This is a genomic window from Halorussus sp. AFM4, assembly GCF_051194995.1.
Taxonomy (GTDB): domain Archaea; phylum Halobacteriota; class Halobacteria; order Halobacteriales; family Haladaptataceae; genus Halorussus.
The window spans coordinates 158,530-179,600 of record NZ_JBNTJT010000001.1 but is presented as its reverse complement, the minus strand read 5'-3'; the positions used below and the strand labels follow the sequence as shown (position 1 = coordinate 179,600).

Genomic DNA, 21,071 nt, shown 5'->3' with positions numbered 1-21,071 from the left:
CCCTACGCCAGCCAGTCGTCGGGCTTGGTGTCGTAGTCGACCTCGGTCGCGGCGATGTCCTCGACCTCGCTCCAGTCGAGGTCCTGCATCGTGAACTCCTCGCCGTCGTAGCGCAGCAGCTTGCCGACCTCCTCGGGCTCCGGCTCGCGGTCGCGCCGCCGGGCGATCTCGGCGTCGCGGTCGTCGACCTCCTTCACGATGGTCTTGAGGTTGACCGGCCGGCCCCAGAGGTCGAACACCCGTTCGAGGGTGCGCTTGGCCTGCTCGATGTCCAGCATCACGCCGTTGTAGTGGTGGCCCAGCAGCAGCTCGTTGCGGTTGTTGTAGTTGCCGTCGTACACCGCGATGGTGGGCTTGCCGAAGTTGGTGAACTGGAGCATCAGCTTCTTCTTGACGTCCTCGTAGTCGGTGCTGGCGACCCGGTAGTCGCCCGTTGTCTGGCTGAACTCGTAGGTGAAGTACTCGTTGTCGGTGACGAACTCCTGGGTCAGGTAGCTGTCGAGGAACGTGACGTCGTTGTTCGACGCCCGGACCTCCCGCATCTTGTCCCAGCCGGTGGCGTAGTCGACGTCCGCGATGGCCTCCTCGACCGTGTCGTAGCGGGCGTCGTCGACGATGTAGCGGGCGTACTGCTCGAGGTCCTGCTGGGAGACCGACCGGAGGAACCCGCGGTTCTGGCGCTTGCACAGCGAGAAGTGGCGCTCGGCCAGCCCCCGGTAGTTCAGCACCTTCCAGGGGTAGCGCTCGACGTCGATCTCGCCCGCCTGCGCGGCGTCCAGCGCCTCGCCGTCGACCTTCTCGGGGACGAGGGGCTCGAGCTCGTCGAGGTTGTCCGGGTCGACCGAGTCGATGCGCGGGTCGGGCGCCAGCAGCTCCTGGACCTCCTCGAAGTCGATCGTGTCGTGGAAGTTGCGCCACGTCACGCCGTCGACCCGCAGCAGCTTCCGGGCGACCTCCCGGCGGTTCTCGGTGTTCTCGATGTACTCCCACAGCTCCTTGCCGAGCTGGTAGGGGTTGAGCCCCGGGGAGTTGAGCACCCGGGCCTGGTGGTCGGCGTACAGCAGGAACTCGTCGTCCCCGGCGAACGCCTCCTCGCCCATCATCATCGACTCCCAGTAGGCGGCCCACCCCTCGTTCATCACCTTGGTGAGCTTCTGGGCCGCGAAGTAGTACGACTCGGCCCGCAGCATCTCGAGGATCTCCTTCTGCCACTCGGTCATCTCCTCGGCCTTGCCGGTCTCCTCGTCGTAGGCCTTGCCGTGGTCCCGGAGGAACGCGAGCACGTCCTTCTCGGGCTCGTCGAGCTCGGCGGCCTGCTGCTGCTCGTCGAGCCACTCCTCGTCGAACACCTGGCGCTTGACCTCGTCGCTGAGGTCCATCTCCTCTAACTTCTGGTCGAGTTCGTCGTCGACCCCCTCGTCGTCCTCGCCGTCCTCGCGCTCGAACTGGCGCTTGAACGGCTCGTGCTGGTCGATGTTGTCCTCCAGGCAGAGCACGCTGTCGATCCACTGCTCGACCGCCTCGCGGTCGATCTCGGGGTCGGACATGTACTCCGAGATCCGGTTGGCGTGCCGCTCCAGCAGCGCGGCGGCGTCGAGCTCGTCGGCGAACATCCGGTACCACCGGTTCTTCGCGAAGAAGTCGGCGTGGGCCTCGACGTGGGTGATGACCGCCTTCTGGTCGGCCACGTCGTTGGACTCCTGGAGGAAGGCGTGGGAGGGGTCGTCGTTGATGACGATCTCGAAGGCCTTCCCGCCGGTGTACTGGCCCTGCTTCTGCTGGCGGTCGTACTGCATGCCCCACCGCCAGTGAGGGTACCGCTCCTGGAACCCGTTGTACGCGATGAGCTCGTTCATCTCGTCGTAGTCGACCACCCAGTAGTTGACGTCGTAGGGGTCCAGTCCCAGCTTGTGGGCCAGGTTACGGGCCTCTCTGGCCGGTTCGCGAAGCGGTTCGGCCGCCTTCTTGGTTCGGGGTCGCTCTCTCATGATTCGGCCTCCGTGCTCAGGATCTCGTAGATGGCGTCGGTCACGTCCTCCGGGCTGTTGACGAAGCTGACCGCCACCTCGTCGGAGTCGCCGAAGTGCTCCTCGACCTCCTCGGCGTGGGTCGCGTTGATCGCCTTCCCGTCGGGCTGGGTCTCGACGTAGGCGTGGAGGTTCGCCGGGATCTCCTCCATCAGCGGGATGACGTTCTCGCTGGTGTCGTTCCGGGAGTTCTCGCTGTCGCCGGCCGCGAACACGTAGCGGTTCCAGTCGCTCCACGGGTAGCGCTCGTCGAGCACCTCGGCCGCCAGCTCGTAGGCCGACGAGATCTTGGTCCCGCCGCCCGACCGGATGCCGAAGAACTCGTCTCGCTCGACCTCCCAGGCCTCGGCGTCGTGGGCGATGTAGACGAACTCGGCGTGGTCGTACTTGCCGGTCAGGTACCAGTCCAGCGGCGTGAACGTGCGCTCGACCAGCTCGCGCTTCTTCTCGCGCATCGACCCGGAGACGTCCCGGATGTTGACCACGACCACGTTCTTCTCGCGCTCCTCGATGATCTCGGGGTAGCGGTAGCGCTCGTCCTCCTTCCGGAACGGGACGTGGCGGATGCCCTCCTCCTTGATCTTCTGGGCCGTGGTCCGGTGGTCGACGTTCTCCTCGACCTCCTCGATGGAGTCCCACTTGGTCTTCTCGCCGGCCGGAATCTGGTCGTAGGCCTCCTCGAGCCAGTGCTTCGAGACGTTGATGCTGTTGTCGCGGGCCCACGAGAACGTCCGGTCGGGGCCCCAGCCGTCGATCTTCAGCACCTCCTTCAGGAAGTCGGGGTCGAAGTCCATCGCGAGCTTCCGCTTGAGCCCCTCCTTGAACATCCGCTCGAAGTCGAGCGTCGAGTCGGGGCCCGTGCGGGTCATGTCGGTGAAGTCGCCCTCCTTCTCCTCGACGACCTCCTTGCCCTTCGGTTCGAGGTCGAGCCCGAGCTCGTCGTCGAGCTCCTCGGCGAACTCCTCGGGGTCCATCTCGTAGTAGTCGTGCTCGCCCGACTCGTCGCCGGGGTCGCCCTCCTCGCCGTCGTCGCCGGGCTGGGGCTGTGGCTCGCCCACGGGGTCGCCCACGTCGGGGTCGCCCTGGCCGATGCCGCCCTGGTCGCGCCTGTCGTAGGCGAACTCCGGCAGGTCGACGATCTTGATCGGGATGTTGATCTCGTCGGGCAGGCTCTGGCCCAGGTCGCCGTACTGGATGAAGTCCGCGAGGTCCTCGCGCTTGTCCTCGCCGACCTCCCTGTACCGCTCGAGGTCCTCTCTCAGTCCCATTTGTAGCTCACCTGGCTCATGACGTGTTGGCTGGTCAGTTCGGCCGACGCCTCGGTGTAGCCGAACAGCTCGACCATGTTCGCGATGGTCTCGTCCTTCACCGCGGCGGTCTCGGTGTTGCCCGGCGGGTCGGCCCACTGGTTGGGGTCGAAGTCCTCGTACACCCGCCGGACGTCGTCCCAGTCGTAGTTGGCCAGCACCGTCTTGATGATCGGGATCTCCTTGGGGTCGATGTCCGACACCGAGAAGTCCTCGTCGCGGTTCTCCCACGCGTGGCGGTTGAGCGCGGTGATGACCTTGTTGCGCCGGAACTCCTCGACCGCCGGCGACGGGCCGTGGTCGGGCCCGTAGCTCTCGGGCGAGAACCGGCCGAGGTGCTCGGTCTCGAACACCTTCATCTTGAGGGCGTCGGGCTCGACCCGCTCGCCCCGGTCGTTCTCGACCGTCTCGTCGGTCGCCCACGCGTAGACGTGCTCGATGTACTCCTCGACGGTCTCCTCGTCGACCCGCTTGTCCCGCATCATCGCGTCGAGCACGTCCTCCTCCTGGCGCTGGAAGATGTGGTTCTTCACGGGGACGAGCCGGTTCTCGTACTCGGTGCGCTCGGCCGTCGAGAAGACGGGCGCGCCGGTCAGCCCCTCGGCCATCGCGTTCAGGATGTCCCGGGGCATGATGACCTCCTCGACCGGGTAGTCGGCGTGGGCGCGGTCGCTCTCCTCGTTGAGCAGGTCCGCGATGACGTCCCGGGTGTAGGTCACCGGGACGCCCTGGTCGCCGTCGTCGGCGTCGTCGTCGAAGTCGAAGTCGTCCTTGTCGAGCCGGTCGTCGCCGTCGAGCAGGTAGCCCCGGTCGAACAGCTTGGCCTTGTCGACCAGGTCGAGGCCCGCGGGGACGTCCTCGCCGTCGAGCCGGGTCACGACGCTGTACAGCGCCGCGGCCTCGACGGCGTGGGGCGCGAGCTCGCGCTGGCTCACGCCGGCGCCGTGGTCGTCCTTGCGGACCCGGACCGACAGGGGCTCGCGGATGAGGTTCTCGAGCTCGTCGTAGCTGTCGGCCTTCCAGACGTCGGTCTCGTTGGTCAGCTCCCGCCGGATGAGCTCGGCCTCCAGGCTCAGGTTGGTGAGGTACTTGAACCGGCGCCGGTCGAGCCGGCGCTTGAGCGCCTTGAGGGGGTCTGCGCCCCCGGCGTCGGCGTGCTGGTTCAGCTGGGCCTCGAGGTCGGGGTTCGAGATGATGAGCAGCTGGGTGTCGATGTCCATCTGGATCCCCTTGTCGAGCTTCACCGTCTTCTCGTCGGGCACGTTGAGCAGCTTCTGGAGCAGGTCGGCGTGCTGGGCCGCGTCCTCGACGACGGTCAGCAGGCCGTTGCCCTGCGAGAGCACCCCGTCGTAGCTGAACGCCTGGGGGTTCTTGCGGCCCCGCGAGTCCAGTTCCTGGAGCATCCCGCGCATCCACGACCCGACGAGCCGCTCCTTGGGCGGCCCGGAGTCCTCCGAGTGGAGCACGCCGATGCCCTTGCCGACGTCGACCACGTAGTTCTTCACGCGGAGGTGGTTCGGGTCGGTGATGGCGCTGAACAGGTCGTCCTCGCCGGTCCGGCGGTACTGCTCCTCGAGGTAGTCGTACGCCTCGCGGCTGAACGGGTCGAGCGAGCCGTCGACCTTGAGGTCGATGTGGTCGTCGACCCCCTCGTTGATGCGGTCGAGGATGTCCTCGCGGACCGCCTCGGGGAACACCGTCAGCGGGTTGGCCTGGACCGGGCTCGGGAACCAGTTCTCCTCGTCGGCGGCCGCCCGCTCCTCGCCGTAGCTCAGGCTGCGGGACTGGGTGGCGCTGGCGATGTTCCACTCGACGGTGTAGCGCCGGCCCTCCGGGGTCTTCGAGAACTCCCGGAGCCCGTTGACCAGGCACCGCTTGAGCTCGGACTTGCCGGTCGCGGTCGGGCCGTCGAACCAGATGATCTTCTCGGCCTTGCCGCGCTCGGCCGCGATGGACCGGAGGTCGTCGACGAACGCGTTGAGCACCTCGGTGTTGCCCAGGATGGCGTGCTCGCCGTCGTTGTGGGGGTCGTCGAAGAAGCGGTACCGCTCCTTCTCCTCGCCCTCCTCGATGACGGTCCGGGTGCCCATCGACTCGATGGCCTCCAGCAGGTACTTGCTGGCGTGGGCCGCGACGGTCGGGTTCTCGAACGCCTCCTCGACGAACTCCGGGAGGGTCCTGGGCTCCTCGTAGGTCTCCCGGAGCTCGCGGTCGGCCGCCTCGACGAACGCCTCGCCGTCGGGCGCCTCCTCGCGGTCCGACCCCTCGCGGGAGCCGACGTCGCGCGAGCGGTCGTCGTGGCCGGTCGCCACGGTCAGTCCTCCATCTCCGCGCGGGCGACCTCGGCGCCGGCGAACTCCAGCACCTCCTTGGCGCCCTCCCGCGAGTAGCCCTGGTCGATGAGCGCGTCGATCCAGGCGTTCTGCTCGTCGTCGTCCATCTCGTTGGACGACACCAGCGCACTGAAGTTGATGTTGTGCTTCTTGTCCTCCCAGAGCTTGCGCTCGAGGGCGCGGCGCAGCCGGTCGTTGTCCTGGGGGTCGAACGGCGACCCCTCGCGGGCGCGCCGGGAGACCCAGTTGCTCACTTCCTGGCGGAAGTCGTCCTTGCGGTCCCGCGGGATGTCGAGCTTCTCCTCGACCGCCCGGAGGAAGCTCTCGTCGGGCTCCTGCTCGCGGCCGGTGAGCTCGTCCTCGACGGTGTCGTCGTCGATGTACGCCATCACGTGGTCCATGTACTTCTCGCCCTGGCGCTGGATCTCCTCGATGTCGTAGGCCAGCGCGTGGCGGACGTCCTCGATGGCGCGGTCCTTGTACTCCTCGCGGACCATCTCGAGGTAGCGGTAGTACGTCTCGAAGTTCTCCTCGGGGATGGAGCCGTGGTTCTCGAGGTTCTCCTCGAAGTGGTTGAACACCGACAGCGGGGAGAGGAACCCGCGGTCGCGGTGGGTGGAGTTCATGATGGCCTCGGCGATCTCGTCGCCGATGAACCGGGCCGAGACGCCCTCCATCCCCTCGCCGATGTCGGCCGACTCCTCGCCCTCCTCGCGGAGCTTCTTGACGTCGACGTCCTCGCCGTCCTTGATCTCGCCGTTGTAGGCCTTGACCTTCTGCATCAGGTCGACCGTCTCGGAGTCGGGCTCCTCGATGCGGGTCAGCACGCCGAACAGCCCGGCCATCTCGAGCGTGTGGGGCTCGATGTGGACGTCGGGCACGTCGGCGTTGAACAGCATCTTCCGGTAGATCTGGGCCTCCTCCTCGTACTCCAGGACGTACGGGAAGTCGATGCGCTTGGTCCGGTCGTTGAACGCCTCCATCTTCTCGTCGCCCTTCTTGTCCCGGTACTCGGGCATGTTGGTCCGGCCGACGATGACCTGGTCGATGTCGATCCGGGGGTTGTTCTTGGGCTTGATCGTCTGCTCCTGGGTGGCGTGCAGGAAGTCGTAGAGGAACTCCCGCTGGAGCTTCAGCAGCTCCTCCCCCGAGAAGATGCCGCGGTTGGCGTTGCAGAACGCCCCCGAGTAGTCGAACGCCCGCGGGTCGGACTCGCCGTAGATGGCGATCTTGCTGTAGTTGACGTCGCCGGTGAGCTCGGTCTCGTCCTGGTTCTTCTTGTCCTTGGGCTCGAAGGTCTCGACCGCCTGGCGCTTGTTCTCGTCGGCGGTGAGCCGGACGACCTCGACGTGGTTCTCGAGCACCTTCTGGATGTCGTCGTCGTAGTAGGCCAGCAGCTCGTCCATGTAGAACGCCGAGGCCGGGTCGAGCGACTGCTCGTTCTGGATGGTGTAGGGCGCGTCGAGGTTCTCGTTGAGGTCGTCGATGACCCGCTGGCGCTGCTCGACCGGGAGCAGCACCAGGGGGTCCTGGTTCATCGGCGACCGGACCGTGTCGTCGGCCGGGTCCTGGTCGTGGATGACGTCGCAGAGGTTGGTCCACTTGTAGGTGTACATCCGGCCCTCCTCGCTGAGGGTGTAGTCCTCGAAGTACGTGCGGACCTGTCGGTCGAAGTCGGACTTGCCCGACCCCACCGGCCCCAGGAGGAGCTTGATGCGCTTCTCGGGGCCGAGCCCCCGCGCGCCGGACTTGACCTTGTTCACGAACTCGTGGATGGCGCGGTGGATCTCGTGGCCGTAGAAGGTGTTCTCCCCGTCGTGGAGCGGGTCCTCCGAGGCGAGCAGGTACTCGACGACCCCGGCGTCCTCGTCGTACTCGGTGCCGTAGTAGTCGAACATGTCGGCCACCCGCTGGTGGGCGTTCCGGGCGATCTTGGGGTCTTCGTACACCTCGTCGAGGTACCAGTCGAACGACTTGGTCTCCCGGAGGTCTTCTGGCATCGATTCCTGGTAACGCTGGCTGAGTTCTTCCAGTGTTTCTGTCATCGTATCACGCGTTTCGTTGGGAGAGGCGGGCGAGAGCGCGAGCGGCTGACCGGTGGTGCGGTTCGCGGACGGAGTATGTGGTAGTCGTACGAGCACATATCGTTGACGGCCAGCCTGCCACCCGAGAACTCCTCGCGGACCCGCGGCTGTCTGCGCCACGTACCCCTTCGGAGTCCTTCGGTCCCGCTCCCGCGCGGGACGCTCGCGTTCTGGCCGTCCATGTGCGTGCCATCCCCACACCCTGTTCACGGCGACGCTCACGTCGGAGGGCGACGGACTCGGGCGGACGTGAAAGGGTCCTGGTAGGTGTTACCGTGTACCGCGTGGGTCGCTACCACCGATACTATTTAATGGATGGGATGAAGCGATATATAACTGTTGGCTTGGGTCGGCGATACGACTGGAAAAATTAACTATCTGGGAGCGCGATTACTGGCGCGAGTGAGGGGAATCACCCCTCCGATGGCGGTCGCAACTCCATCCCACCTTTAAGGCAGAACGTCCGATCGGGCCGCCCGCGACCGACTGCGGCGGGCGGCCCGCGACCGGCAAGGCCTTACTTCGCAGGCCCGAACCGGCGGCCATGAGCGATTCGAGCGACGGCGGGCCGCCCGACGCCGACCCGCCCGCCGGCTGGACCGTCTGGAACGACGAGCCCGACGGCCGGCGCATCCTCGCCTACCGGCCCGACGTGTTCGACGGCGACCGGTTCCCGGCGGCGTGCATGCCGACGCTGTACGTCGCCGCGGGCGCGCCGAACCGCCCGGCCGCCGAAGCCGAGTACGGGACGACCGACGTCTGGCGCGTCGAGTTCTTCCTCGAACCCGAGGTCGAACTGGTTCCCGCGCGCACGTACGACACCCGCGAGGCCGCGGTGGCGGGCGCCCGCGACCTCGCGGCCGAGTTCGCCCGCGGGGAGCTCGACTACCGGGGCGCCTACCAGGTCCCGCGCGAGGAGTACCTGGACGAGCTCGACGAGCTGATCGGCGAGTAGCGGGCGCCCCGGATGACGAGAGCCTTAACCGCGCGGCCCGCGTAGCCCGGGTCATGTCGTCCATCACCCTCATCGGAACCCGCCTCGCCGAGCCCGGACAGGAGTTCGTCTACCGGGGGGAGTCCCCGGCCTGCGAGGGCTGTCCGTATCGCGATCAGTGTCTCAACCTCTCGGAGGGGGTGCGCTACCGGGTCGAGGACGTGCGGGAGGGGGCCCAGACCCTCGACTGCGCCGTCCACGACACTGGGGTCACGGCGGTCGAGGTCGACCCCGTCGGCGTGAAGGCCAACGTCCCCGCGAAGAACGCCTACGCCGGCAGCAAGGCCAGCCTCGCGGGGCCGTGCCCCCACACCGAGTGTCCGAGCCACGAGTTCTGCGAGCCCGCGGGCGCCGACTTCGACGAGGACTACCAGATCGCCGAGATACTCGGCGACCCGCCCCACGACTACTGCACGCTGGACCGCGACCTGACGCTTGTCGAGTTCGCCCCGGCGGAGGAGTAGCGAACGCGACGGGACGGCCGCGGAAAAATCAGCGAGCGATTGCCGCGCGGTTCACCCGAGGCGAGCGACGGCGGTCAGAACCAGCCGTCCTCGTCCTCTTCGCCGACGAACCCTTCGGCTTCCTCTTCCTCTTCGCCTTCACCGTCGAAGAGCCCCTCGTCTTCGTTGTCCTCCACGCCGGTGAAGGGGCCGTACGCGTCAGCGGTGTCGAACTCGTCGTCCTCGGCGAACACGTTGTCCTCGAAGCCCGTGAGCGTGGGCGAGACGTACTCGCTGGCGTCGCCGAACCCGTGGCTGAGTTCGTCGTCACCGACGCAGCACCCCTGCGTGCCGTCGTCCTGCCGGGCGGCCGCCGCGTCCGCGTCGGTCATGGCCGCCTGGGTGGTCGCGTTCGCCTGCTCGGTCTCGGTGGCCTGCGCCTCGGCGCCCCGCACCGGGGTGACGTCGCTCACCTGGACGACCGTCTCGTTGGTCAGGTCGACGACGACCGCCTGGGTCGCGTTCGGCGAGACGAACGTGACCTGCTGGCCGGTGAAGTTGGGTTCGGCCTCGATGGAGACCTCGATCGGCACGAACTCGTCGCCGACCTCCTGGCGGGCCGTCTCGATGGCCGAGACCGCGCCGCTGATGTCGCTCACGCTGATGCCCTGCTGTTCGAGCACGGTCTGGTTCAGCTGCGCGATGTTCTCCTGGGTCTGGATGACCCCGGCCTCGGTGGCGTCGACGACGACGCCGGTGACGTTACCCGACTCGTTGGCGACCAGGACCTCGTATCCCGGCGTCCCGTTCACTTGCTTGAGCCGGACGCCCAGTACCGTCCCGCCGGTCTCGTTCTGCGCGATGACGGCGGCCTCGTACGCCGTCACGTTGAGGTCCGAGAGGTTGAGGCCGCCGGTCTGGTTCATCTGTTCTGTCTCCTGCACGTACTGTCCCCCTTCGACCGCTGCCCGATCAGTCGAACTGGCGGCGACTGCCGAGCCAGTCACTCCCGCAACGAGACTGACGACGAGCAGTGCACCCAGTCCGACCGGTAGAAGTGCGCGTTTACTCATGGTTACCTCTGAAGTATCACACCGCAGTTACGTGGAACGACGGCGTCGCTCATAATTACTTTCGCCAATACCTGACCTGTACAATTCCAAATCATCCCGAGTCGTATCACGTGAGTTAGTGGCGCTGTCCACCGAGCACCGCGGGACGCGAACCGATTTTCACGTTACCGGACACTCTCCTATCACGGCCTCTAGTTACCAGCCGATCCGATAGTATACATCTCGGGAAACTGAGCTTGACGAGGCGCTGTCCGTCATCGGTTTTGCCGTGTTCCACGCTGGAGAGTGGTAGGGGAAATAAACACGACCTGAGAGGTACGAACTCCGTCACGAACGGCACTCGTCGGACGGACGACACCGCCGACATCCGGGGTCCCTGACCGGACGAACCGACCGACTGCGCCGGTGAACCCCCATTGCAGCGGGGAGTCAGACCTCGTCCAGGTACGCCGCGAACGCCTCGGCCGCGCGCTCGTAGGGGGCCGGACTCGTCGCGTCGACGCCCAGGCGTTCCAGCTGGTCCAGGGGGTCGCGCCGGCCGGTGGTCCGGAGGAACTCGCGGTACTCGCCGGGGGTCAGGCTCCCCTCGCGCAGCCGCTCGCGGACGACCAGCGCCCCCGTGGCGCCCAGCACGTACTGGAAGCTGCTGTACGGGCGCCGGAGTCCCCTGCCGAGCCAGTCGCGGCCGCCGCGGTCCCCGTAATCGACCGCGGGCCGGAACTCGCCGAGCAGGTCGGCGTAGGCGTCGCTGATTCGCTCGGCGGAGAGCTCCTCGCCGTCCTCGACGGCGGCGGCGAGCCGGTGGTCGAACGCCGAACCCATCGTCGACCCGTAGAGGTTCCCGCCGAGGCACTCCAGCAGGCGGTTCGCGGCGTGGGCCGCGAGCGCGCCGCCAGCCGCCAGCCAGCGCTCGGCCAGCAGGATCTCGTGGAGGACGGACGGGATCTCGCTGACGGCGGTCGGACAGGTGGCGCGGCGGGTCGGCGCCTCGCGCTGGTACGAGACGGCGAGCGCGTGGCCGAGTTCGTGGCAGACGAACGACGCGGTCCGCACGCCCCCGCGGTAGTTCGCCAGCACGAACGCGCCGTCGGCGGCCGACGACGGGCAGTACGCCGGGATGTCGGTCCGCTTGTTCCGGGTCGGGAAGACGTCGATCCGGCGCTCGTCGAAGAACGACCGCGCGCGGGCGACGTAGTCCTCGCCGAGCGGCGCGAGCGCGTCGAGGATGTCGGCCCTCGCGTCCTCGTAGGGGATCTCGGGGTCGGGCGCCTCCGCGATCGACACCTCGAGGTCCCACGGCCGCAGGGTGTCGACGCCGAGTTGCTCCCGGCGGAGCGCCTGGGCGCGGTGGTACGGGCCGAGGTTCGACCGCACCGCGTCGAGCATCGCGTCGTGGACTTCCCCCGGCAGCGCGGGCTCGAGGCCGTTCTCCGGGTAGGTCCCCCGGAGGTCGCGGTCCCGGATCGAGTCGTACCCCCGGAGCTCGGTCTCGGTGGCGGCGGCCGCGAGTTTCTCGGCGTAGGCCCGCGAGAGGGTGTGCTCGAAGCGGTCCAGCTCGCCGCGGTAGGCCTCGTACACCCGACGCCGGTAGTCGCGGTCGGGGTGCGAGAGCTCCTCGCGGTAGTTGCCGTACCGTATCTTGACCGTCTCGCCGGCTTCCTCGTCTTCGTCCTCGTCTACCGCGCCGCCTCCGTCGGGGCACTCGACGCTCGGCGGGTCGAAGTCCTGGGTGGTGACCGCCCGGATGACCCTGGTCGGGCCGGACCGGACCTCGGCGTGGGCCGCGACCGCGTCCTCGGCGCCGGGCGAGCGGACCCGGGCCGCCCGCTCCCGGAGGTGGTCAGCGTACCGGCGGTACCCGTCGAGGTCGGCCGCGAGCGCGTCGAGGCGGTCGTCGTCGGTCTCGCGGAGGCGGCGGAGGACGGCCGCGATCGCCGGCTCGAACGTCTCGTCGAGGTCGCGGAACCGCCGCTGCAGGTCGCCGGCCGCGTCGGACCCGGTGTTGACGTTGGCGTACAGCGTGGCGTAGAGGTCGAGGCGCTGTCGCCGGCGGTAGCAGTCCTCGGTGCGTTCGAGCAGCGCCCGGAGGTCGGCCGCGGTTTCGAGCGGCTCGTCGGCCCGGGATTCGAGCGCCCGGAGCTCCTCGCGGAGCGCGGCCGCGGCGTCGTCCCACTCGTCGGGGGTCTCGAAGACGCGGGTCAGGTCGAATCGGTACTCGGGGTCGATGTCGTCTCTGGCTGGTAGACTCATGGTCGTGGTCGGTGTCGCGGCCGCCGGCGCGGGGGCCGGTGGTCGCGGCTGGCGGCCGCGCGGTGGCGTCCGGCTGTCGGTACGAGCGGCTGGCCGGGGGCGAGCGCCGGCCGGGAGAAGTTAGCGGGTCATCGGTCGCCTGCCGTTGGACGGTGTTCTCGGCTGTCGGACATAACTCTACCGCCGGCCCGCCCCAAGCTTCATCCCGGCCGGTGTGGTAGCCCGGCGGCATGCGTGGAGCAGAACCGCCGTCGGCCGCGGTGGTCCTCCGGGACCTCCCCGACGGTGCGGTCGAGGGACTGCGCCGCCGGGTGCGCGGCGGCGTCCGGACGTTCGGCGAGGACGGATACGACGAGGCCCGCCGAGTCTGGAACGGGCTGGTCAACCGGTACCCCGCCGTCGTCGTCCGGTGCGCGGCCGTCGCGGACGTCGTCGCGGCCGTGAACTTCGCCCGGACCAACGACCTGGTCGTGGCGGTCAGGGGCGGCGGGCACAACGTGGCGGGCGACGGGGTCGTCGACGACGGCGTGGTGATCGACCTCTCGGAGATGAAGGGCATCGACCTCGACCCCGGCGACCGGCGGGTCCGGGTCGAGCCGGGCGTCCGGCTCGGCGAACTGCTCGACGAGACCCAGCAGTTCGGCCTCGCGGTGCCGGCCGGCATGGCCTCCGACACCGGCGTCTCGGGGTCGACCCTGGGCGGGGGCATGGGGTGGCTCCGGCGCAAGTACGGGCTCGGCGTCGACAGCCTGCTCTCGGCGACGGTGGTCACCGCCGACGGCGAGGTGGTCGTCGCGAGCGAGTCGCGCAACGAGGACCTGTTCTGGGCGCTCCGGGGCGGCGGCGGGAACTTCGGGGTCGTCACCAGCTTCGAGTTCCGGCTCCACCCCGTCGGGCCGGAGGTGGCGACCGCGATGACGTACTACGCCGACCCGGCGGGCGCGCTCGAGTCCTACCGGGAGTACGCGGCCGGCGCGCCCGACGAGGTCACGTCCATCGCGTTCTGCACGGCCGCGCCCGACGACGCCGACGTGCCGGAAGACGCGCGGGGCGAGCCCGCCCTCGGCGTCATGGGGTGTTACGCGGGGTCGGTCGAGGACGGCGAACCGGGGCTCGCGCCGCTGCGGGACCTCGGCGACCCCGTCGCCGACTACAGCGAGGTGACTACCTTCCGGAAGCTCCACGAGTCGGAGGGCGTCTACCCGCGGGGGCGCAACTACTACTGGAAGTCGATGTTCCTCGACGAGCTGACCGACGAGTGCGTCGACCGCATCGTCGAGTGGACCCGGCGGTCCCCGTCGGACCGCTCCAGCCTCACGCTCTGGCAGTTCGGCGGGGAGATGAGCAGGGTGGACGCCGGCGCGACCGCGTTCGCCGGCCGGGACGCCGCGTTCATGCTGTCGGTGGAGGCCAACTGGGACGACCGGCTGGCGTGCGACCGGAACGTCTCGTGGGCGCGCGAGGCGTGGGCCGACCTGCGCCGGTTCTCCCCCGGCGGGCTGTACGTGAACTTCGCGGGGTTCGGCGAGGAGGGCGAGGAGCTGGTCCGGGCGGCGTACGGCGACAACTACGACCGGCTCGCCGCGGTCAAGCGCGAGTACGACCCGGACAACCTGTTCCGGCACAACCGGAACGTGAGACCGGCCGAGTGAGCCGGCTCGGCCGAGGTGCAAGGTTATTTGAGATGCGGGACACTACCGTACCGTATGATACCACTCGAAGACGCGGTGACCGCCCGCCTCGAATCCCACGGCGAGCGGTTCGAGGTGCTGGTCGACCCCGACGCGGCGCTCGCCATCAAGCGCGGCGAGTTCGAGGGTGACCTCGAGGACGTCATCGCGGCCGAGGACGTGTTCGAGAACGCGAACCGGGGCGACCGGCCGGCCGAGAGCGCCCTCGAGGAGGTGTTCGGCACGACCGACCCCCTCGAGATCATCCCCGAGGTCATCAGGGACGGCGAGATCCAGATCACCGCCGAGCAGCGCCGCGAGATGCAGGAGCAGAAGCACAAGCAGCTGGTCAACCGCATCACCCGGAACGCGGTCAACCCCCAGATGGACAACGCGCCCCACCCGCCCGAGCGCATCGAGTCGGCGCTCGAGGAGACCGACTTCCGGGTCGACCCGATGGAGCCGGTCGAGACCCAGGTCGACGAGGCGCTCGAGGCGCTCCGGCCGGTCATCCCCATCCGGTTCGACGAGGTGACCGTCGCGGTCCAGGTGCCGGCCGACTACGCCGGGAGCGCGCAGGCGAAGATCCGGCAGTTCGGCGACCTCGAGCGCGAGGAGTGGCAGAACGACGGCGGCTGGGTCGGCGTGCTCACGTTCCCCGCCGGGATGCAGAACGAGTTCTACGACCTCGTGAACGAGCACACCAGCGGCGAAGCCGAGACCCGCATCATCAAGGACGAGGACGAGCTCAGCACGCGATAGCGGTCGCCCGAGAGAACGACCGGAACACCCGATAGCGGTCGCCCGAGTGGGCGTCGAAGCTGCTGCGGTGCGCTCCGAAGGCCCCAGACTGTTTTGCGGGTGCCGTCGTGGCGACATCCATGAGCGAGGCGCCCGGAGGCGATGGCTCGGAACCCGACGGGGTGAACTCCAGCAGTCGGATCTGGGAGTGGGTGTTACTGGAGGGCAACCGGTTCGTCGTCGCCGGTGGAATGGCCGGTGCTATCGCGGTCTTCATCTACGCGCTGGCGGTGGCCGACGTGGTCGCGCTCGGTCCGCAGAGCAACGTCCGGACGCTGCTCTCCAGCGGACTGGCCTCCGGTCTGCTCACCCTCGTCACGGTCGCGCTGTCCATCAACCAACTCCTTCTGTCGCGGGTGTTCGGTCCGCCCGAGGAGTTCGTCACGCGGCTCTCGGGAACCCAGGACTTCCGCGAACGGGTTTCGAGGGCCGCCGACGCCTCGCTCTACGAGAACGATCCGGAGGAGTTCCTCGACCGGATCGCGGAGGCGATTCAGGACCGAGCCGAGAACCTGACGGACGAACTCCCGGACGACGCGCCGGACGAGTTGGTCGACTTCGTCGACGAGGTAGCCGGGTACGCCGAAAACGTGTCCGCGACGATCGAATCGGACGCGCCGACCGGCCGGTCGAACACGATGGACGTGCTGAGCACGCTGCTCGGCCCGGAGTACGCCCGCGCGCTGACGACGATCCCGCGGCTCCAGGACGAGTACGAGGATCAGCTCTCGGCCGACGCACGGGTCGAATTCGAGGCGCTACTCGAACTGGTGAAGTCGGTCGCCGTCTTCCGACAGTTCCTCAAGACGCTGGCGGTCCAGCAGGACCTCGCTCGACTCTCCCGACTCGTGGCCTACACCGGGGTGGTCGCGCTGGCGATCGTGTTCGCCATGGCGCTGACGTACACGGCGAGTTCGGGCGCGCTCGTGAGCGAGGACGTCCTCCAGCCGCTGGTCAGCCTCGGACTCGGCGTGGCGGCGATGCCGCTGACGCTACTGGTCTCGTACGTGATTCGGGTGGCGACCATCTCGCGGTACACCGTCTCGGTCGGGTCGTTCATTCCGCCCGAGGAGCGGTTTCAGGGGTGAGAACAGCTGTTCGCGTATCGACGGTGGTGAGCTATCCCTTCCGGAAGCCCAGCAGGAAGCCGCCGGTGAAGCCGGCGCCGACCGACAGGGTCGAGAGCACGGACGTCACCCACGACGGGGGCGTCCCGTTCTGGGCCGCCTCGCCGGCCTGGACCGCGCCCGCGGTGAGCCGGTTCCAGTCGACGGTGACGATGCCTCTCGACTCGAGGAACTTGAACAGGGCCAGTTCGAGGCCGACGATGACGGCGAGGAGCTTCGCCACCTTCTTGGCGGCGAAGCCGATGACGCCGCCGACGACGGCCCCGGACCCGAACTCGAGTCCGAGCTGCTGGGGGTCTATCGGCAGGGGCATACGACCAACCCCACAGTCGCGGGATAAGACTCTTGTGGTAATCACGACCCGGCGTTGAACTCGGAGCCCGGACGGGTTCATTCAGCGCCGGCGGCCGGCGGAGCCCCGCGGTGGCGCGGCCGACCGGACCGGGGGCGCCCCGGCGCCGGTCGCGCGGGGCCGACCGCCCGGATCCGGCGTACCATTGAAAAGGAACCGGGCCGTAGACGCGCGTATGGGCACCGTGGGTGCGGAAACCGAGGTGAAGGCCCGGCGAGGCTAGCGTCGTCGGCGTGGACATCAGCGGCCGCCACGAGGAGTCGGGCGAGTACCTGATGGTGGCGGCGGCCGTCCACGCAAGCGTCGACACGACGCGCCTCGAGTCGGTCGAGGGGATGGGGTTCGCCACGAGTCGCAACCCGCCGGCCTTCGAGCACGCCGCCGAGGTCGTCGCCGACGCGGTGGCGGAGCTGCCCGAGCCGCCCGAGGGACCCGTGGTCGCCGAGCGCGGCGAGTTCTACGAGGAGCCCGAGCTCAGGGTCGAGCAGTTCCTCGGCCCGAGCTTCAAGTACGTCGAGAGTATAGCCGAACGCGAGACCGTTCAGGCCGCACACCACGCCGCGTACGCCGCCCGCAAACTGTTCCTATGAAAGCGATAATCGCAAAGCGAGTCGACGACGGCACGCCAGACACCGAAGAGATCCGCGACCTGGCCCGCGCGGCGGGCTACGAGGTCGCCGCCGAGTTCACCCAGTCGCGCAAGGAGGACCCCGCGCTCCAGGTGGGCGAGGGGAAGGCCGACGAGATCGGTCGCGCGGTCGCCGAGACGGGCGCCGGCCTGGTCATCTTCGACAACGAACTCGGCCCGTACCAGACGTTCAACCTCGGCCGGCGGTTCCCCGAGGACACCCGGGTCATCGACCGCTTCCGGCTCATCCTCGAGATATTCGGCCAGCGGGCCCAGACCCGGAAGGCCCAGCTCCAGGTCGAGCTCGCCGAGCTCCGCTACGAGCTCCCGCGGGCCGAGGCCAAGACCAGCCTCGCCAAGCGCGACGAGCGCCCGGGGTTCATGGGGCTGGGCGAGTACGACGAGAGCCGCGAGCAGGACATCAAGGACCAGATCAGCCGGATCAAGGACGAGCTCGACTCCATCGCCCGGACCGAGGCCGACCGGCGGGACCGCCGCCGCGAGTCGGGGTTCGACCTGGTGGCGATGGCCGGCTACACCAACGCCGGCAAGTCGACGCTGATGCAGAGCCTCGCGGCCGACCTCGAACTCGGCGAGAACGACGAGCTCCACCCGGACCTCGACACCACGGCGGAGGCCCAGGACCGGCTGTTCACCACGCTGGGGACGACCACCCGCCGGATGGACATGGACCGCCGGGACGTCCTGCTGACCGACACGGTCGGGTTCATCTCCGACCTGCCCCACTGGCTGGTCGAGTCGTTCAAGTCGACGCTCGACGCGGTGTACTACGCCGACCTCGTGCTGCTCGTGGTCGACGTGAGCGAGCCCGTCGAGGAGATCCGCGAGAAGCTCGTCACCTGCCACGACACGCTGTACGAGCGCAACGAGGCGCCCATCGTGACGGTGCTGAACAAGATCGACGCCGTGAGCGACGACGAGCTCGCCGAGAAGGTCGAGGCGCTGTCGGCGCTCGCGCCCGACCCCATCGCGGTCTCCGGGAAGGAGCAGCTCAACCTCGAGGGCCTGCGGACCCGCATCGACGCCGAGCTCCCCGACTGGGAGCGCGAGCGGCTCGTGCTGCCGATGACCGACGACACCATGAGCGTCGTCTCGTGGGTCCACGACCACGCCCGGGTCAACGACGTGACCTACGCCGACGACGAGGTCGTCGTCGACTTCGAGGCCAGGCCGGCCATCGTCGAGCAGTCCCGGTCGAAGGCGGGCGACCTCGCCAGCGTACCGTCGGCCTAACTCCGGACAACGGCGGTTACCGCGCTCGGCGCGGGGGCGTATCGTCGATGACGCTCGCTGATCGGACGTTCAGTGGCGGCCTGTCTGTTCGCAACGACCGATACGCCCGACCCGCCGTTCGGCGATTCGCTGATTGCATCCGGGTCGACGACGGAGACGACGCGAATAACAAAGTACCGCCGGTCGTCAGAGTCATACGGCAGGCGGCCAGCGCGACCGACACCGCAGCGCCCGCGCCGACCGCGTCCCTCACAGATGATGGCCCGCAAACGAAACCGTACGCGGGTGGCGTGGCACCGCGTGTATCTCGCGCTGACCGCGATCTCGACCGTCCTGCTCGCGCTGGTGCTGGCCGACGTTCCGCCGTTCGGCGACCTCCGGCCGGTCGCGGCCGGCGCGCTCATCGTGGCCCTGTTCGCCGCGGCGAGCGTCGCCCACTGGTACGACGCGTCCCTGGCGCGACGCAGGGCCGAGGAGGGACCCCCCGATTTCCCCGCCCCGCTCGACGAGGAGGTCCGCTACCGCGACGAGAGCGAGGACGGGGAGGACGGCGACGAGGGTCGCGAAGAGCGCGAGGAGTGACCCTGAACTCGACTGGGCTGCAGTTCCGCCCTACAGTTCTCGCTTGGTCTTCTCGACCACCCGCACGCGGTCGACGGACGTGTCGGGGTACTGGCCGTCCTCGTCCTTCTCGGCGGCCTTCACCATGTCCCAGACCACGTTCAGCCCGGTGCTCACGCCCTCCAGCGCCTCCATCTCGCAGCCGGTCTTGCCGGTGGTCTCGACGGCGACCTCGAGGGTGACGCGGTCGGCGAACAGCTCGAACTCCGTCTCGACGTTGGTGATGGGAATCTGGTGGCACATCGGGATCGTCTCCCAGGTGTGCTTGACCGCCTGGACCGCGCCGACCCGGGCGGTCGCCAGCACGTCGCCCTTGGCCACCTCGTCGTCGCGGATGGCCTCGACCGTCTCGGGCCGGAGGTTGATCTCGCCCGCGGCGACCGCCCGGCGGGCGGTGTCGGGCTTGTCGCCAACGTCGACCATCTGGACGTCGCCCTCCGCGTCGGTGTGGGTCAGTTCAGCGTCGCCCCCGGACGAGTCGCGCGGCTCGTCGGCCTCGCTGCCGCCGTCCTGCTGTGGGTCCGGCGAATCGCGGTCCTCACTCATCGTCGTCACCCCACAGCGCCCGCGGCAGCGCGTCGAGCAGGTCCGACGCCAGCAGCCCGTCGTGGCGGTCCTCGTCGAGCAGCTCGCCCGCCCGGCCGTTGACGTACGCCGCCATGCACGCCGACTGGAACGGCTCGTGGGTCGCCAGCAGGCCGGCGGTCGCCCCCGCGAGCGTGTCGCCGGTGCCGCCGACGCTCATGCCGGACGTGCCGGCGGTCGAGACCCGGGTCCGCTCGCCGTCGGTGATGACGTCGTCCTCCGCCTTCGCCACCACGACGTGGCCGAGGTCGGCGGCGAAGTCCGCGATCTCGTCGGCGCGCTCGCGGAGGCCGTCGGCGGTCTCGACCTCCGGGCCGCCCATCTTGGCGAGCTCCTTGCGGTTGGGCGTGCAGACCAGCGTCGCGTCGGTGTCGACCTCGGGCACGACTTCGAGCGCGTCGGCGTCGACGACCGCCTTGCCGGAGAACGCCGCGAGGAACCGCCGGGCCGCCTCGACGGTCTCGTCGGCGCTGCCCAGCCCCGGGCCGAGGACCACCACGTCGTCGTAGTGCTCGGCGGTGTCGACCAGGTCGGACACCTGCTCGGGCGAGAGGTGGTCGCCGTCGTACGACTGGACGATGAGGTCCTCGGCGTACCCCTGGATCTGCGGGGCGACCGGGTCGGGCGCGGCGACGAACGAGAGGTCCGCGCCGGTCCGAAGCGCGGCCTGGGCCGCCAGCGCCGGCGCGCCGGTGTACGGACCGCCGCCGATCACGTAGGCGCGGGCGTCCTCGGCCTTGGCGCCCCTCCGGACCGGCCGGAGGTCGCCCGGCCCGACGAGGCGCTCGGCCGCGGCGGGGATGCCGATGTCGGCGACCGTGACTTCGGCGTCGAGGTCGTCCAGGCCTGGCTTGGTGTCGTGGAAGGTGACCACGCGGTCGGCCTCGACAGCGAGGCCCTCGGCTTCGCCCGTGTCCGCGTTCACGCCGGAGGGGACGTCGACCGCGACGACGGTCGCGTCGGACTCGTTGATGCGCTCGGCGGCGGTGGCCTCGGGTTCCCGGAGCGCGCCGGTGACGCCGGTGCCGAGCATGGCGTCGACCACGACGTCGCAGTCGGGGAGTTCGAAGTCCCGCGAGTCGCCGACCGTCTCGACGTCGTACTCGCCTCGCTCGAGGGCCGCCCAGTTCTCGCGGGCGATGTCGGTCGCGATGGTCTCCTCGCGGCCCAGCAGGTGGACCGAGGTGTCGTACCCCTCCAGGAACCGGACCGCGACGAAGGCGTCGCCGCCGTTGTTCCCCCGGCCGGCGACCACGGCCACCCGGGCGCCGGGGTCGGCCGCCTCGCGGACCTCGCGGGCCACGGCGTTGCCGCTGGACTCCATCAGCTGCTTGCGCGGCACGCCGAGGGCGGCCGCGTTCGCGTCGACCTGGGCCATCCGGTCTGCCGAAATCATGGGCGTCCGTTCGGCCGGGAGCGCGTTAAGTCCTGTCGTCGGGGCGCGTCGCGGACCGCTCCGCCGGCCGCGACGGCTCGGCGGCCGCGCAGCGACCGCGGAACACCCGTCAGAATACGGAAAATA

Annotated in this window: 17 protein-coding genes; 8 read left to right on the top strand and 9 right to left on the bottom strand. The window is 69.1% G+C overall.

The window, feature by feature from the left end; genetic code table 11:
- Positions 1–2: 2 nt before the first annotated feature.
- From ACQUQF_RS00880 to ACQUQF_RS00865, 4 genes are read right to left on the bottom strand one after another with little or no spacing between them, the layout of a single operon-like run.
- Positions 3–1,988 (bottom strand): SpoVR family protein, encoded by a 1,986-nt coding sequence (locus tag ACQUQF_RS00880; RefSeq protein ID WP_435174726.1) that lies wholly within the window; start codon positions 1,986–1,988, stop codon positions 3–5.
- Complete coding sequence (locus tag ACQUQF_RS00875) at positions 1,985–3,295, bottom strand: YeaH/YhbH family protein (RefSeq protein WP_435174723.1); 1,311 nt, start codon at positions 3,293–3,295, stop codon at positions 1,985–1,987. Before ACQUQF_RS00875 ends, ACQUQF_RS00880 begins: the two co-directional genes overlap by 4 nt.
- Complete coding sequence (locus ACQUQF_RS00870; protein ID WP_435174720.1) at positions 3,286–5,646, bottom strand: PrkA family serine protein kinase; 2,361 nt, start codon at positions 5,644–5,646, stop codon at positions 3,286–3,288. Before ACQUQF_RS00870 ends, ACQUQF_RS00875 begins: the two co-directional genes overlap by 10 nt.
- A 2-nt stretch (positions 5,647–5,648) precedes the next feature.
- Positions 5,649–7,712: a PrkA family serine protein kinase gene (locus ACQUQF_RS00865; RefSeq protein ID WP_435174717.1), complete on the bottom strand. Its 2,064-nt coding sequence runs from the start codon at positions 7,710–7,712 to the stop codon at positions 5,649–5,651.
- Positions 7,713–8,295: 583 nt separating this feature from the next.
- Here ACQUQF_RS00865 and ACQUQF_RS00860 point away from each other — a divergent pair.
- Positions 8,296–8,706, top strand: a complete 411-nt coding sequence (locus ACQUQF_RS00860) for a DUF5820 family protein (protein WP_435174715.1) — start codon at positions 8,296–8,298, stop codon at positions 8,704–8,706.
- A gap of 53 nt (positions 8,707–8,759) precedes the next feature.
- Positions 8,760–9,209: a UPF0179 family protein gene (locus tag ACQUQF_RS00855; RefSeq protein WP_435174713.1), complete on the top strand. Its 450-nt coding sequence runs from the start codon at positions 8,760–8,762 to the stop codon at positions 9,207–9,209.
- A gap of 74 nt (positions 9,210–9,283) precedes the next feature.
- Here the strand turns inward: ACQUQF_RS00855 and ACQUQF_RS00850 are convergent, their stop codons facing one another.
- Positions 9,284–10,132, bottom strand: a complete 849-nt coding sequence (locus ACQUQF_RS00850; protein ID WP_435174710.1) for a PepSY domain-containing protein — start codon at positions 10,130–10,132, stop codon at positions 9,284–9,286.
- Between the two features lie 558 nt (positions 10,133–10,690).
- On the bottom strand, positions 10,691–12,511 hold the full coding sequence (locus ACQUQF_RS00845; RefSeq protein ID WP_435174709.1) for a M3 family oligoendopeptidase: 1,821 nt from the start codon (positions 12,509–12,511) through the stop codon (positions 10,691–10,693).
- A gap of 230 nt (positions 12,512–12,741) precedes the next feature.
- Between ACQUQF_RS00845 and ACQUQF_RS00840 the strand changes: the two genes are divergently transcribed.
- The 3 genes from ACQUQF_RS00840 to ACQUQF_RS00830 all read left to right on the top strand — a co-directional run bounded on the left by ACQUQF_RS00840 (position 12,742) and on the right by ACQUQF_RS00830 (position 16,070).
- Positions 12,742–14,163 carry an FAD-binding oxidoreductase gene (locus ACQUQF_RS00840; protein ID WP_435174707.1) on the top strand — a complete coding sequence of 474 codons (1,422 nt, stop codon included), beginning with the start codon at positions 12,742–12,744 and terminating at the stop codon, positions 14,161–14,163.
- Positions 14,164–14,217: 54 nt separating this feature from the next.
- Positions 14,218–14,943, top strand: a complete 726-nt coding sequence (locus ACQUQF_RS00835; RefSeq protein ID WP_435174705.1) for a ribosome assembly factor SBDS — start codon at positions 14,218–14,220, stop codon at positions 14,941–14,943.
- Between the two features lie 119 nt (positions 14,944–15,062).
- Positions 15,063–16,070, top strand: coding sequence for a hypothetical protein (locus tag ACQUQF_RS00830; protein WP_435174702.1), 1,008 nt, complete (start codon positions 15,063–15,065; stop codon positions 16,068–16,070).
- Between the two features lie 31 nt (positions 16,071–16,101).
- On the opposite strand, the gene ACQUQF_RS00825 is transcribed toward ACQUQF_RS00830, so the two are convergent.
- Positions 16,102–16,422 (bottom strand): FUN14 domain-containing protein, encoded by a 321-nt coding sequence (locus tag ACQUQF_RS00825; RefSeq protein ID WP_435174699.1) that lies wholly within the window; start codon positions 16,420–16,422, stop codon positions 16,102–16,104.
- 272 nt (positions 16,423–16,694) lie between these two features.
- Here ACQUQF_RS00825 and ACQUQF_RS00820 point away from each other — a divergent pair, with 272 nt between their 5' ends.
- The 3 genes from ACQUQF_RS00820 (at position 16,695) to ACQUQF_RS00810 (ending at position 18,925) form a co-directional block, all read left to right on the top strand.
- Complete coding sequence (locus tag ACQUQF_RS00820; RefSeq protein WP_435174697.1) at positions 16,695–17,051, top strand: DUF2209 family protein; 357 nt, start codon at positions 16,695–16,697, stop codon at positions 17,049–17,051.
- Entirely contained in the window at positions 17,048–18,343 is a 1,296-nt protein-coding gene (hflX, locus tag ACQUQF_RS00815; RefSeq protein ID WP_435174694.1) for a GTPase HflX, read from the top strand. Before ACQUQF_RS00820 ends, hflX begins: the two co-directional genes overlap by 4 nt.
- A gap of 285 nt (positions 18,344–18,628) precedes the next feature.
- Entirely contained in the window at positions 18,629–18,925 is a 297-nt protein-coding gene (locus ACQUQF_RS00810) for a hypothetical protein (RefSeq protein WP_435174691.1), read from the top strand.
- 30 nt (positions 18,926–18,955) lie between these two features.
- On the opposite strand, the gene moaC is transcribed toward ACQUQF_RS00810, so the two are convergent.
- The gene (moaC, locus tag ACQUQF_RS00805) at positions 18,956–19,510 is read right to left on the bottom strand and encodes a cyclic pyranopterin monophosphate synthase MoaC (protein ID WP_435174689.1); all 555 of its coding nucleotides are present in this window, start codon (positions 19,508–19,510) and stop codon (positions 18,956–18,958) included.
- On the bottom strand, positions 19,503–20,945 hold the full coding sequence (locus ACQUQF_RS00800) for an NAD(P)H-hydrate epimerase (protein ID WP_435174687.1): 1,443 nt from the start codon (positions 20,943–20,945) through the stop codon (positions 19,503–19,505). Before ACQUQF_RS00800 ends, moaC begins: the two co-directional genes overlap by 8 nt.
- Positions 20,946–21,071 lie beyond the last annotated feature (126 nt).

Excerpts from the sequence above, each read along its gene's own strand:
- ACQUQF_RS00880 (WP_435174726.1), bottom strand. The coding sequence starts at position 1,988 with ATGAGAGAGCGACCCCGAACCAAGAAGGCGGCCGAACCGCTTCGCGAA.
- ACQUQF_RS00875 (WP_435174723.1), bottom strand. The coding sequence starts at position 3,295 with ATGGGACTGAGAGAGGACCTCGAGCGGTACAGGGAGGTCGGCGAGGAC.
- ACQUQF_RS00865 (WP_435174717.1), bottom strand. The coding sequence starts at position 7,712 with ATGACAGAAACACTGGAAGAACTCAGCCAGCGTTACCAGGAATCGATG.
- ACQUQF_RS00860 (WP_435174715.1), top strand. The coding sequence starts at position 8,296 with ATGAGCGATTCGAGCGACGGCGGGCCGCCCGACGCCGACCCGCCCGCC.
- ACQUQF_RS00855 (WP_435174713.1), top strand. The coding sequence starts at position 8,760 with ATGTCGTCCATCACCCTCATCGGAACCCGCCTCGCCGAGCCCGGACAG.
- ACQUQF_RS00845 (WP_435174709.1), bottom strand. The coding sequence starts at position 12,511 with ATGAGTCTACCAGCCAGAGACGACATCGACCCCGAGTACCGATTCGAC.
- ACQUQF_RS00840 (WP_435174707.1), top strand. The coding sequence starts at position 12,742 with ATGCGTGGAGCAGAACCGCCGTCGGCCGCGGTGGTCCTCCGGGACCTC.
- ACQUQF_RS00835 (WP_435174705.1), top strand. The coding sequence starts at position 14,218 with ATGATACCACTCGAAGACGCGGTGACCGCCCGCCTCGAATCCCACGGC.
- ACQUQF_RS00830 (WP_435174702.1), top strand. The coding sequence starts at position 15,063 with ATGAGCGAGGCGCCCGGAGGCGATGGCTCGGAACCCGACGGGGTGAAC.
- ACQUQF_RS00825 (WP_435174699.1), bottom strand. The coding sequence starts at position 16,422 with ATGCCCCTGCCGATAGACCCCCAGCAGCTCGGACTCGAGTTCGGGTCC.
- hflX (WP_435174694.1), top strand. The coding sequence starts at position 17,048 with ATGAAAGCGATAATCGCAAAGCGAGTCGACGACGGCACGCCAGACACC.
- moaC (WP_435174689.1), bottom strand. The coding sequence starts at position 19,510 with ATGAGTGAGGACCGCGATTCGCCGGACCCACAGCAGGACGGCGGCAGC.
- ACQUQF_RS00800 (WP_435174687.1), bottom strand. The coding sequence starts at position 20,945 with ATGATTTCGGCAGACCGGATGGCCCAGGTCGACGCGAACGCGGCCGCC.